Origin of the sequence: Oceanisphaera sp. IT1-181 (assembly GCF_033807535.1) — a bacterium.
GTDB lineage: Bacteria > Pseudomonadota > Gammaproteobacteria > Enterobacterales > Aeromonadaceae > Oceanimonas.
In genome coordinates this window covers 2,747,801-2,760,533 of sequence record NZ_CP136856.1, presented here as the reverse complement: position 1 = coordinate 2,760,533, position 12,733 = coordinate 2,747,801, and the positions used below count along the sequence as shown (strand labels likewise).

Sequence of the window (12,733 nt, the reverse complement as noted above, 5' to 3'; positions counted from 1 at the left end):
GGATCTGCGCCATAGAATACGGATTTTAGCGGCAATGTCTATTGTGAATGATAACTAGTTGCATTTAATGCCACGCTAAACCTTAGTGTTAGTCAAGGTAGATGCGGATGGCATGTTTAACGTCAGCGAGATACCTAGAATCTACGGGTTGACCCTAAAATCTTCTTGATGATGGTCGGGGGCGAAAAAAGCCCGTTACTGTTAACTGTAACGGGCTTTTTGTTTTTGTATTTGCAAGCACCCAGACTCTGTGACACAACTTATAGCCACTCTCTTACCAAACTCAAATCACCTTTTGGCAAACCGACACCATGCTTTGACTCGACATCTGCAGCAGGGCGGCACAAGATACTAAAATAAGACTTAAGCTATTCATAAGCTTAAAATACTCTGTAATTTGTTCACTCCAGTAGCAAGCGTACTGCAAGGGCTGGAATAACGTTAACACAAGGATGAATACGCTATGGCTGTAATTTCTGTTGGCGATATTATGACGCGTGACTTGCTGACGCTCGATCAAAGCGCGACGCTAAAAGATGCCCATGACATGATGCGTGAAAAAAGCATTCGTCATATTCCTGTGGTCGATCCCTTGACCGGTAAGCTGATGGGCGTGCTCACCCAAAAGCGCATGATTGCCACCATTATGAGTTTATTATCTGACTACGGCGTGAGTGCGCTAGAGCGCCGTGAGCGCCAGTGCCGAGTAGTGGAAATTATTGATGCAGACTTTGAGTCGGTGGATGAGCATGCGCCCTTAATTGAAGTGGTGTCGTTTTTTCTGAAAAATAAACACGGCTGCCTCACCATAGTAGATGACAAACAATGCTTGATTGGCATCGTGACCTCATCTGACTTTGTACGTTTGTGCGCCGAACTGTTAAAGAATGACATTGCACGTAAAAACTAAAAAATTTTCGCCACGGAATCCACAGAATCCACGGAAAAATAAAGATAAAATCGGAAAAAAATTATTTGTAAGATCTTAATCAAAGCAGCACCAGCCACTCTAGGGATGCTAGATTGCTCTCTTATTAATAAGATCTCCTTTTGATATTTTTTATTCTTATCTCAGCTTAATTTTTCCGTGTTCTTCCGTGGCAAAAAAGCTCTTTCTAAGGATTACATATGCGCCTCCCTTTTCATTTTGCCCATGTGTCAGCGGGTTTTATTGCGGTGCTGGTGGGGTATACCAGCTCGGCGGCCATTATCTTTCAAGCGGCCGCTGCTGTGGGGGCCAGTCCCGCCGAAATGAACTCGTGGATGTGGGCATTAGGTCTTGGCATGGGTGCCACTTGCATTGGTTTTTCACTGCGTTACCGTCAACCCATACTCACCGCTTGGTCGACACCGGGTGCGGCCTTGCTAGTCACGGCACTGGCGGGGGTGTCCATGAGTGAGGCCATAGGGGTGTTTTTATTTAGCTCTGGCCTGATTTTGTTGTGCGGCGTGACCGGCTGGTTTGACCGTATTATGAAATTGGTGCCAGCCAGCCTTGCGGCGGCCATGCTGGGTGGGGTGTTGTTAACCTTTGGTTTAGATTTATTTGCCTCGGCGCAGACCCAACCTTGGCTAGTGGGCGTGATGCTAATAACGTATTTGGCGTTGCGCCGACGCCTGCCGCGCTATGTGATCCCGCTCAGCCTCTTAGCCGGATTAGCTGTGGCTTCGGGGTTGGATTTATTGCAGTTTGAGCAGCTTAGTTGGCAACTGGCATGGCCGGTATTAATGACGCCGAGCTTCTCGTTCGCCAGTTTAATTGGCATTGGTATTCCGTTATTTGTGGTGACCATGGCCTCGCAAAACGTGCCCGGTATTGCTGTGTTACGGGCTCACGGTTATCAAGTGAAGGCTTCGCCTTTGATCAGCTGGACCGGCATTACCGGCATCTTGCTGGCTCCTTTTGGCGGCTTTGCTTTTAACCTGGCGGCCATCAGTGCTGCGGTATGCATGGGTAAAGAAGTGGATGAAGATCCCGCACAGCGTTATAAGGCGGCGGTGTGGGCTGGGGTATTTTATCTGCTGCTAGGTTTGTTTGGCGCGACTGTCGTGGGCCTGTTTGCCGCTTTACCCACCGAGCTGGTGATGGCGATTGCCGGCTTGGCCTTGCTGGGTACTATCGGCAATAGCTTAAGTGTGGCTTTAAGCCAAGAGTCGGAGCGGGACGCCGCCTTGCTGACCTTTATGATCACCGCCTCCGGTGTGGCCTTGTTTGGCATCGGCAGCGCCTTTTGGGGCTTGGTAGTTGGCGGTATAGTGCATGCATTGAATGTTAGGCGTAGTGCCCAGCGCCGAGAACCCTTGTAGAGGCCGCTTCAGCCGGGCGGTTTTGTGTAACAAAACTAGAAGGTTAATAAATACGCAAATATCACTTATCCGAATTGCGTCAGTACACGTGCTGGTGTTCGACGTTTTTCGTGCTGCTGCGCACCACCGGCGCGCTCAAAGCGGCCCCTACAAAAACACAGTCTTTGTAAGTGAAGGATCAAAAAAGCCGACCACAATGGGTCGGCTTTTTTATGCTTTTATATAGCTTGGCGACTGGCGCTATGTGTTAACCATTATCGTGACGACGCGGTGGCTTGGCACTGCGCGGTGCCTTGCTGGTGTTGCCAGCGTTACCACGACTCGCACCTTGACCGCGACCGCCGCCTGCATTACCACGACCTTGACCGCCGCGACCTGCACCTGCGCTTGCACCACCGCGACCGCGATTAGGGGCGGGCTTTTCAATCGGTGGCTGCTCGCTGTCTGGGAGTGGCTCGTAGCCTTCCATGATTTCCAGCTCGGCCGTTTGCTTGATCACTTTTTCAATGGCTTTTAGCAGTGGCTTTTCTTCAAATGAAATCAAAGACACGGCTTCGCCTTTAACACCGGCACGGCCAGTACGACCAATGCGGTGTACGTAATCTTCGGCTACATGTGGCAACTCGTAGTTGACCACGTGCGGCAATTCGCTGATATCAATGCCGCGTGCAGCAATATCAGTAGCCACTAATACCCGCAGTTTGCCTTCTTTAAACTGGCTCAGTGCGCGTGTACGGGCACCTTGGCTCTTATCACCATGAATGGCCATGGCCGGCAAACCGTCTTTATCCAGCTGCATAGCCAAGCGGTTAGCACCGTGCTTGGTACGGGTAAAGACCAGTACTTGGCGCCAGTTATGATGGCCAATGAGGTAGCTAAGCAGAGCACGCTTTTTATTCTTGTCTACGCCATAAAAACGCTGGGCGATAGTATCGGCGGTGGCGTTACGGGTAGCCACTTCAATGTGCTCAGGGTTAGTGAGCAACGTCTCGGCCAGCTTTTTGATTTCGTTAGAAAAAGTAGCAGAGAACAATAAGTTCTGACGCTTAGCCGGCATCTTGGCGATAATGCGCTGAATATCGCGAATAAAACCCATGTCTAACATGCGATCCGCTTCGTCTAACACCAGCATTTCGATGCGGGATAAGTCGATAGAGCGCTGCGATACGTGATCCAGCAAACGGCCTGGGGTGGCGACGACGATATCAATCTTGCCGCCCAGCGCTTTCATTTGTGGATTAATGCTTACGCCACCAAACATGGCCAACGTTCTTAAATCTGAATGCTTGGCATAGGCACGAATATTTTCTTCTACCTGTGCGGCCAACTCACGGGTTGGAGTCAGTACCAAGGCGCGCACTGGAGCACGGCCATTGGCCAGTGGCTTGGCTTTAGTTTCGCTTAAACGCTGCAGCATAGGCAGACCAAAACCTGCGGTTTTACCGGTGCCGGTTTGTGCACCCGCAAGCAAGTCGCCCCCAGCAAGCACTAATGGAATGGCTTGGGCTTGGATAGGGGTTGGTTCTGTATAACCACATTCATTAATCGCTTGTACAAGCTGGGCGTTTAGGCCAAGGGAAGCAAAAGACATGAGACTCCGAACAAATAAGGTCCTGGCGGACGGCTGAGAGGCATTGCCGGTAGGCAAACTGGCGTTATGATAACAGAAAAGCGCAAAGGGCAATAAATTAAAGCGCTGAGCACCAAGCCGCCGAGCACCAAGCTAAATAAAAGGTAAACGACGTCACTATCTGCATATTGCAGCAAAGCTGTAGCTTTGCGGTAGTCGCGTGTTTTAACCGCGAAAACCTGCACCGCAGGTTCTGATGCACAAAATTAACCCGTTTTCCCCTTGCATCCATGCTAGGTGTTCGACGCTGTTATTATCAGCTGTACGCTTTACGCCGACCGCTGTACGAAAAAACTAAAACAGGTTTCATCTTTAACGTAAGGCGTACAGCGTTAAACGTACGGCTTTCTCTTAGCTTGGCGCTTGTTTCAACGACTTATCACTAAAAATCATATGCACACCTAAGCTGGCCAGTTGGTTGGCGCGGCTTTGTTTATTTACCGTATAGCAGCTCACCCGATAGCCGGCGTCGATAATGGCTAGGGCCAGGGTTGGCATTAATGCGTTGTGCTGGCAGTGCAGAGCCTCGCAGTCTAATTGCTGTAATTGCGCCAACCAATCAACAGGAATGCGCTCTACCAGTAAGGCGCGTGGCACCTCAGGAACCAGTTGTTGCATCTGACTAAGAGCGGCGGGCTCAAAACTGGAAAACAGCAGTTGATCGGCGGTGATCCTACCTTGGCTAAATAATGCCTCTAGCACCTGGCTCACTTGCTGGCATAACTCAAGCACGCAGTCTTTGGGATACAGCTTAAGTTCAATGTTAACCTTAATATTGAGCTCGCAGGCTTGCCTTAAATAATCGCTTAATAAACACATGCGCTCATTGGCAAAATCATCGTTAAACCAGCGGCCCGCATCTAATGTTTTAAGCTGGGGCCAGGTATGCTGGCGCAAAGTGCCTTGGCCATCGGTGCAACGAGACAGCTGCTCGTCATGAAACAGCACCACTTGTTTATCTTGGCTGAGTTGTACGTCGATCTCGACCCAGTCTAGACCCGCTGCATGGGCAGCCATGAGTCCAGCGAGGGTATTTTCCGGTGCCACACTGGCTAGGCCGCGATGGCCGCAGATGATCATGTTTTTTCCTTAAATATAATTTGCGGCCTAATGGCCACCTTAATGACCACCCGTATTGGAATACAATTGGATAACCAAGACGCCGGCGATAATTAAGCTGATGCCGATCAGTGCAGGGGTATCGGGTAACTGGCGATAAAAAAAGGCTGCCAGTAGCGTAACTAATACGATGCCCGCGCCAGACCAAATGGCATAGGCTAACCCGACCGGTACGGTGCGCATCACCAGCGTGAGTAGCCAAAAAGCCAAACCGTAGCCAACCACCACTATGATACTGGGCCCTAAACGGGTAAAGCTCATGGAAGCTTTTAAGGCCGTGGTAGCCAGCACTTCTGCCACTATGGCGATGGCCAATAAGCCGTAAGCATGCATGAGTATTCCTCTGAAAATAAAACCTGTAATCGGCAAAATGAAAGTGTTCGGTAACGCCTTACCCTTTCCTGATTACGTATGAACCTCAGCCATAATGCACCCTATTTAGGTTTGTTCTTTGTAGCTGCCCCGTCTCTTTAATAAAGAGGACTTCGGCAGGCCAGCTCTGCTGGCTGTTACTGAGGTTTAGATTTAAACCAAAACACCAAACCGGGCCGAATAAATTGGCCCCTACAAGGTCAAAATATCAAACTGGGCCTCATGTTCTCTACCGAAGAGGCGGTACATATCTGTAACCTATTGAATTAATTGATGCTAAATTCATCGAAACATGGCTGAACTTTGTGGGTAATCAGGTACCCTTTTACTTATTCACCCTTTATTTATTCATAAAGGGGCAATCCGGCTCGCCTAAGCTAAAGGCTGGCAGTGGCTCGCCCTCAAGACGCGTGGGCGGCAGAGCAGCCACCTTGACTGTCCACATTATTGGCGGTGCGTCCGAACGTGCGCTGAGAGCCTCGGGCGCTGCTTCATCCGCCGTGACCGGATATATCAGCGCTATTTTAAGCTTAGGGTTTCGTTGTTGCAGGCGCGCGACCGTGCCTAACCCTTCGGCAATATGAAAACGGCCGACGGTGAGCATAACGCCGTGGCTGGGCTGTTGCGCTAAATAGTCAGCAATGCTTTCGGCCATGGTGTCGTCCCAGCTGGTTTGTGCGGCAAATTGCTGTTCACTCGGCGCTTGACCATGATGGCGGTTGGCCATAAAACGCGCCTTATAATCATCATCACTCAAGGTCAGCTGCTCGGCTACCCAGCCACGATCGCTTGCAGGCAATGTCTTTAAATACTCAGGCCCAAATTTGCCGATGCAGCGCACTATGCTTCGCGGCGCATTGGCGGCGATCACGGTTGCAGGCACGTTTTTCGCTCGGTTATTTTTTGCCAGCGTGAGCAGGGCGCGATAGTCACTTTTATAGCTGGGCCAAGCTTGTGCTTGTTTAATAAAGGCGTCTTCGCCCAGCTCGCCGGCTAAATACCTGTCTAACTCTGCTTGATGATCGCGACTAAACTGCTCCATGGCCAAGACCCAAGGGCGGTGTTGCTGAAGCAAATGAGCGAATAAGTCTGCTTGAAAACGATGAATGCCTTGATGACCGTGTAATTCGCCCACCATAATCACATCAAAGTCCGCTAATTGTGCCGCGGCTTGGGCAGGCGTTAGCGGCTGCTTGTTAGTGTCAGATAGTTGATAATCATAGAGCGTGGTGAGAGCTGAAGCTGGCTCAAGCTTTTTTGATGCCTCAAGATTTCGTGATAGCTCAAGGCTTGGTGATAATAATGGCTCACTCACTTGGCAGCCCATGATCAATAGGCAGAGCAGTGCTGGGCAAAGCCTGCAAAATAAAAGGCGCATAATACCTCGATTAATAAATGGATTAAGCAACAACAACCAATGACTGCAAATGGTAATCGAGTTTGGTCTCCTTATCTTCAATTGCCGTATTTATTAGGGTTAAATTATGACGCTGCGCCCTTTAGCTTGCTCGCCACCCACTTGGCTGGCCGCTATTTTTGCTCTTTTTTATTTTAGTTACGGCATTTACCTGCCGTATTGGTCTTTGTGGTTAGACAGTGTGGGCGTGTCGGCACATCAGATAGGTTTTTTGCTGGGTCTAAGTATGCTGGCACGTACCTTGGGTAATCTGTTGGTGATGAACCAAGTACGCTCGGCTGCGCAATTATTACCTATGCTGCGCCTGTTAGCTTGGTTAAGTATGTTGGGATTTTTAGGCTTTTATGGGGCACAAAGCGGGCTGGCTTTGCTATTACTCATGCTGTTGGTTAACTTTTTTTATCCGACCTTGCTCCCGCTAAACGATACCTTGGCCAGCCGTTATATCGTGCAAGTGCAGCTAGATTACGGCAAGGCTCGGCTGTGGGGATCTGTGGCCTTTATTTTGGCTAATATTTTGGTCGGTCAAGTGAGTGAGCGCTTTGGTGTGCATTGGGTGCTGCACTTATTAGTGCTGGCGCTGCTGGGGTTAGGCTTAATGAGCTTAGTGCCGGTCACACCTAAGCCGCAGCCGCTTGCTGATGAGCCAGCAGGGGAGCGCTTGCTTGCGGTGTGGCGTAGGCCCGGCATAAAGCGCTTTTTACTGATCGTGGCCTTACTACAAGGCAGTCATGCTTTTTACTATGGTTTTAGCGCCCTGTATTGGCAGCAGCAAGGTTACGCCACCAGTACTATCGGCTATTTGTGGGGCTTAGGCGTACTCGCTGAAATTGTGGTGTTGGCGCTCAATCGTCGCTGGTTTGCACGCTTGAGCGCTCGCCATCTATTAGCCTTAGGTGCGGCGTGTGCCTTGGTGCGCTGGAGTATGCTGGGCGCAACCACAGAGTTGGGCTGGTTAATCGTGGCGCAACTGCTGCATGCGGGCAGTTTTTGTTTGAGTCATTTAGGCGCCATCCGTTATATCAGTTGTGATTTAGCACCCCAAGTGGCACCCAGTGCGCAGGCCTTATATGCAGCCTTGGCTATGGGCTTGATGGTGGCGCTCTTGTTTGCGTTATCGGGTCAATTGTACCCTGTGCTGGCGGGGCAGGTTTTTTGGTTAATGGCGGCGCTGGTATTACCGGTGTTTTGGTTATTGCGTAGGCCATTAATGGCAGTGCCGAGCTGTACGCGATAAGCCGTACGCGATACGTTAAACCAAGTCTTCGAGAAACGAACGTAAGGCGTTAAACGTAAAGCGCATGTTTTATGCCTCACTCTTCATAAAGGAACATTCATGCAGGGCTGGACCGTCATTAATATCGCACTGGCTTATTTAGCGGTGCTATTTCTCTGCGCTTGGCTGGGTGACAAGGCCAAGGTGGGTCATCAAGGCGGCCGACTGCGGCCCTTGTTATATAGCTTGTCGCTGGCGGTGTATTGCTCGTCGTGGAGCTTTTTTGGCACTGTGGGTCAGGCCAGTACCGATAATTGGTCTTACTTTTCGATTTATCTGGGCCCCATCATTATGTTTACCTTGGCTGGGCCTTTTATTGCCCGGCTGATTGATGTGGCCAAGCGTGAGCACATTACCTCGATTGCGGACTTTATTGCCGCCCGTTATGGCAAATCCCAACGCTTAGCCGTGTACGTTACTCTGATCGCCATCGTCGGCGTTTTGCCTTATATCGCCTTACAGCTCAAAGCCATCGTGATGGGGCTGCATTTAGTGGCGCCCGACGTGGTGGGCGCTGATGGCCAAAATGCCAGCCAAGTGGCCTTAATGGTCACCATATTATTCAGTGTGTTTATTCTGCTGTTTGGCACCCGTCATATTGATGCCACCGAGCACCAGCGCGGCGTTATGGTGGCGATTGCGGTGGAGTCAGTGGTTAAGTTAGTGGCCTTTATTATGGTGGGCGGCTTCGCGCTCTGGCTGATCATCATGTATCCCAATCAAGAACGGGTAATGGTAACCGAGCGCTTTATTAACAGCTTTACGCAGGTCAGCGGCGCTAATCTGCTGGATATGGGCGTGTATACCTTGTTGTCCATGAGTGCAGTGCTCTGCCTGCCGCGCCAGTTTCACGTGACCGTCGTTGAAAGCCACGGCCCTGCGGATTTGCATTGGGCGCGGCGGTTATTTCCGGTGTACTTATTATTGATGGGGCTGTTTGTGCTGCCGCTGGCGCTGGCCGGTCAACAATGGCTGCCGATGGCGGCCTCACCGGACACCTATGTGATTAGCCTGCCGCTGGCGCAGGGCCAGCCGGGTTTAGCGGTACTGGCCTTTATTGGTGGTGCCTCAGCGGCCACCGGCATGATGATTATTTCTATTATCGCGCTCGCCATTATGGTCAGTAATGACTTAGTGCTGCCGATGATCTTGCGTCGCCGCCAAATGCAGGGCGCAGACTTTAATGATGTAGCGCAGTTATTACTCAAGGTGCGACGCGCCGCCATTGTCGCCATTATGGCTACCGCTTGGCTGGTATTTTTGTGGCTAGGAGATATCGACAGTTTATCGCGCATTGGATATCTGAGCTTTGCCGCCATTGCCCAGTTTATTCCGGCCTTGGTGTTGGGCTTATTTTGGCGCGGCGGCAACCGGCGCGGCGCCTATTGGGGCTTAAGTCTGGGCATGTTGATGTGGCTATTAAATTTAATGGCCGAAACTGGGCTGTTTGCCGGTGATGCCAACAGCAACGTTTTATTATGGCTATTAACGCCGCCGAACTGGGGCGCGGTAGCGGACATGAGCCCCGTCACCTGGGGCATCTTCTTAAGCTTATTGTTTAACTTAATCGCCTATGTGCTGGGCTCTTGGTGGTCGATGTCTACGGTCAGCGAGCGCTTGCAAGCCGCGGCGTTTGTGGGCCGCCAACAGAAAGATCACGGCGGCGTGTATCGGGCCAAAGTATCGGTACAAGAGCTGGAGCAGTTGGCCTCGCGCTTTGTGGGTGCTGCGCGGGTGAGTCGTGCGTTTTCTCGCTATGCGGGTGAGCAAGGGACGCTCGATGGCAGCATGCAAGCGCCCCCCAGCTTAATTCGCCACACCGAGCGGGTATTGGCCGGCGTGTTTGGTGCCTCGTCCGCGCGCTTGGTGCTGGCCTCGGCTTTGCAAGGTCGCTCCATGGAGTTGGATGAGCTGGCCACCATAGTCGATGAAGCGGGGGATGTATTTCGCTTTAACCGCGGTTTATTACAAGGCGCCATCGAGCACATAGGCCAAGGTATTTCTGTGGTCGATAAAGGGCTTAATTTAGTGGCTTGGAATCGGCGCTACATCGAGCTATTTGGTTACCCGGTGGATTTGATCCAAGTGGGGCGACCCATTAGCGATATTATTCGCTTTAACGCCGAGCGCGGCCTGTGTGGCGTTGGATCCGTCGCTAATCATGTGGCGCGCCGCCTGCGGCATATGCAGGCCGGCACACCCCATGTGTCATCACGCACTCGCCCCGATGGCCGGGTGATTGAGATGCAAGGCAATCCCATGCCGGGCGGCGGTTTCGTGATGACCTTTAATGACATCACCACCTTTCGCCAAGCAGAGCAATTACTGAAAGATATCAATGTGCAGCTGGAAGCACGAGTGGCGGAGCGCACTCAAGAGCTCTCGACCGTGAATCAGCAGTTATTGGTCGCTACGGTTGAGGCGGAAAAACTCAGTGCGTCTAAAAGCCGATTTCTAGCCGCCGTGAGTCATGACCTGATGCAGCCACTTAATGCTGCCAAGTTGTTTGCCTCTTCTTGGTTAGAGACTTCCCCTGATGATGAAAGTCGCCGCTTAGCTGGGCATATCGACCGCTCTTTGGTGGCGGCAGAAGACTTAATTGGCGACTTATTAGATATGTCGCGTTTAGAGTCCGGCAAGCTCACCGCTAAGCCCGTGGACTTTGCCTTAGATGAGCTATTTGACACCCTTAAAGCCGAATTTGATGTGTTGGTTGAACAAGATGGTGGGCGGTTTTCGGTGGTGAACAGCCGGTTGGGCGTACACAGTGATCCGCGGTTACTGCGCCGCATCTTGCAGAATTTTCTCACCAATGCGCTGCGCTATAATTCGGGCGGGCGAGTATTGCTGGGCGCGCGCCATCAAGGCGACAGCTTATGCTTAGAAGTCTGGGATAATGGGCCTGGCATAGCCGAGGATAAACAGCGTTTAATCTTTGATGAGTTTATGCGCTTAGAGCACGGCCAACGCCAACATCAACAAGGCTTAGGGCTAGGTTTGGCCATCGCCCAAGGCTTGGCACGGATGCTTGATCACCGCTTGGCGGTGCGCTCTATCGAGGGCAAAGGCTCGGTATTTAGCGTCACCGTGCCCAGAGCAGTTGCGGGCCGCGGTAAGTCAGCTTCTTTGGCGGACAATGCCGTAATAAGTAATGCGCCTAATGTGAATAACAGCCAATTGGTGGGCTTAAAGGTACTTTGTATCGATAACGATGGGGATATCTTAACCGCCATGGCGAGCCTGCTTGGCCATTGGGGCTGTGACGTGCGCGTAGCACTTACCGCCCAAGCCGCAGAACAACATTATCAAGACGGCTTTATGCCGGAGATTATTTTATCGGATTACCACTTAGACGAGGGTGAAACTGGCATTGATGTGGTCAGCCAATTACACCTGAAATATGGGACTGTGCCCACGGTGGTGATCAGCGCCGACCGCCAGCCCGAGCTGCAAGCGCGACTGCAGCAATTGAAGTTAAGTTACTTAAGCAAACCGGTAAAACCCATGAAACTAAGAGCGCTATTGCAGCATTTGGTTTAAGACATTTACGCTACACTATTCACCGGTTTGCGACAGTGCTATCACCGCTTGGGTACGATTTTGGACATTGAGTTTGCGAAAAATGGCGGTGACGTGGGCTTTAACGGTGGCTTCGGAGACGCTGAGCTCGAAGGCAATTTGCTTATTTAACTTGCCCTCAGACAACATGGTGAGCACCTTAAATTGCTGGGGCGTGAGACTGGCTAAACGCTCGGCAATATTATCGGCGGGCGCGGCCGACAGGCTCACGCCGGCAGGAAACCAGGTATCCCCCGCTAAAATAGCGTGCAGGGCGGCCACCAAATCGGGCAGCGGCGTCGATTTAGGAATAAAGCCCATGGCGCCAAAGTGCATGGCTTGCTGGACCACGGCGGGTTCTTCCGTGGCCGAGACCATGACCACCGGTAGATCCGGATAAAGGTGGCGTAAGGTTGCCAATGCAGAAAAGCCGCTGGCGCCCGGCATCTTCAAGTCCAGCAATAATAAATCTACCTCACCTTGCTCTGCTAATAGCTGCATTAACTGTTCGATGCAGTCCACTTCTTGTAATTGGACATCGGGGACGGCTTGGCTGACCGCTAAGTGCAGCGCATTACGAAACAAGGGGTGATCATCGGCAATGATAATGCGATAGCCTGTATCCATGAGTAGTTACGTCCTTGGCTCGGTCTACGGTTGAGCAAAATAAGCATAATGTGGCGTTATCATAGGATCTTACACTCAAACTGAGAACCCGCGGGCACGATTTTCGTGATCCAGTCAGGGAATGCTAGGACATTTGCAGCCGCAAGCGCAGTACGCTGCAAATTGCCCAATGGGCAGCAATAGACGCATCGATTTGGTGGTGATCATGATGGTGTTTTCTTTGGGGGGCTGAGTTGGTGTATGGTGGGTACAAAGCTTGTTCTATGCAGAAGTGCTTAAGCTAGAAAATGCTGAGCGCAAAAAATTAAGGTATAAAGAAGAGTAAATTCAATAAGCTAATCTTATTAAGAACTTTCGACCTTCAACTCATTTGCACCTTCAATTTACCGGCTGTTGCCTAGACAGGCATCACTGATAAGGAAATGAC

Annotated in this window: 9 protein-coding genes; 4 read left to right on the top strand and 5 right to left on the bottom strand. The window is 51.1% G+C overall.

What is annotated here, in order from left to right:
- The first annotated feature begins 463 nt into the window (after positions 1-463).
- A complete protein-coding gene (locus R0134_RS12220) occupies positions 464-910 on the top strand; it encodes an HPP family protein (RefSeq protein WP_319782231.1) in 447 nt (148 codons plus the stop codon).
- Between the two features lie 218 nt (positions 911-1,128).
- The gene (locus R0134_RS12215; protein ID WP_319782230.1) at positions 1,129-2,307 is read left to right on the top strand and encodes a benzoate/H(+) symporter BenE family transporter; all 1,179 of its coding nucleotides are present in this window, start codon (positions 1,129-1,131) and stop codon (positions 2,305-2,307) included.
- Between the two features lie 247 nt (positions 2,308-2,554).
- On the opposite strand, the gene R0134_RS12210 is transcribed toward R0134_RS12215, so the two are convergent.
- The 4 genes from R0134_RS12210 to R0134_RS12195 form a co-directional block, all read right to left on the bottom strand.
- Entirely contained in the window at positions 2,555-3,898 is a 1,344-nt protein-coding gene (locus R0134_RS12210; RefSeq protein WP_319782229.1) for a DEAD/DEAH box helicase, read from the bottom strand.
- Between the two features lie 390 nt (positions 3,899-4,288).
- The gene (locus R0134_RS12205) at positions 4,289-5,017 is read right to left on the bottom strand and encodes a glycerophosphodiester phosphodiesterase family protein (RefSeq protein ID WP_319782228.1); all 729 of its coding nucleotides are present in this window, start codon (positions 5,015-5,017) and stop codon (positions 4,289-4,291) included.
- 39 nt (positions 5,018-5,056) lie between these two features.
- Positions 5,057-5,389: a DMT family transporter gene (locus tag R0134_RS12200; protein WP_087034992.1), complete on the bottom strand. Its 333-nt coding sequence runs from the start codon at positions 5,387-5,389 to the stop codon at positions 5,057-5,059.
- A 379-nt stretch (positions 5,390-5,768) separates the two neighbouring features.
- On the bottom strand, positions 5,769-6,806 hold the full coding sequence (locus R0134_RS12195; protein WP_319782226.1) for a ChaN family lipoprotein: 1,038 nt from the start codon (positions 6,804-6,806) through the stop codon (positions 5,769-5,771).
- Positions 6,807-6,912: 106 nt separating this feature from the next.
- Here R0134_RS12195 and R0134_RS12190 point away from each other — a divergent pair, with 106 nt between their 5' ends.
- Both R0134_RS12190 and R0134_RS12185 read left to right on the top strand, forming a co-directional pair.
- Entirely contained in the window at positions 6,913-8,082 is a 1,170-nt protein-coding gene (locus R0134_RS12190; RefSeq protein ID WP_319782225.1) for a 3-phenylpropionate MFS transporter, read from the top strand.
- 99 nt (positions 8,083-8,181) lie between these two features.
- Positions 8,182-11,661 (top strand): NahK/ErcS family hybrid sensor histidine kinase/response regulator, encoded by a 3,480-nt coding sequence (locus R0134_RS12185; RefSeq protein WP_319782224.1) that lies wholly within the window; start codon positions 8,182-8,184, stop codon positions 11,659-11,661.
- Between the two features lie 15 nt (positions 11,662-11,676).
- Here R0134_RS12185 and R0134_RS12180 read toward each other — a convergent pair whose 3' ends face one another.
- Positions 11,677-12,306, bottom strand: coding sequence for a response regulator transcription factor (locus R0134_RS12180; RefSeq protein ID WP_319782223.1), 630 nt, complete (start codon positions 12,304-12,306; stop codon positions 11,677-11,679).
- Positions 12,307-12,733: the final 427 nt, after the last annotated feature.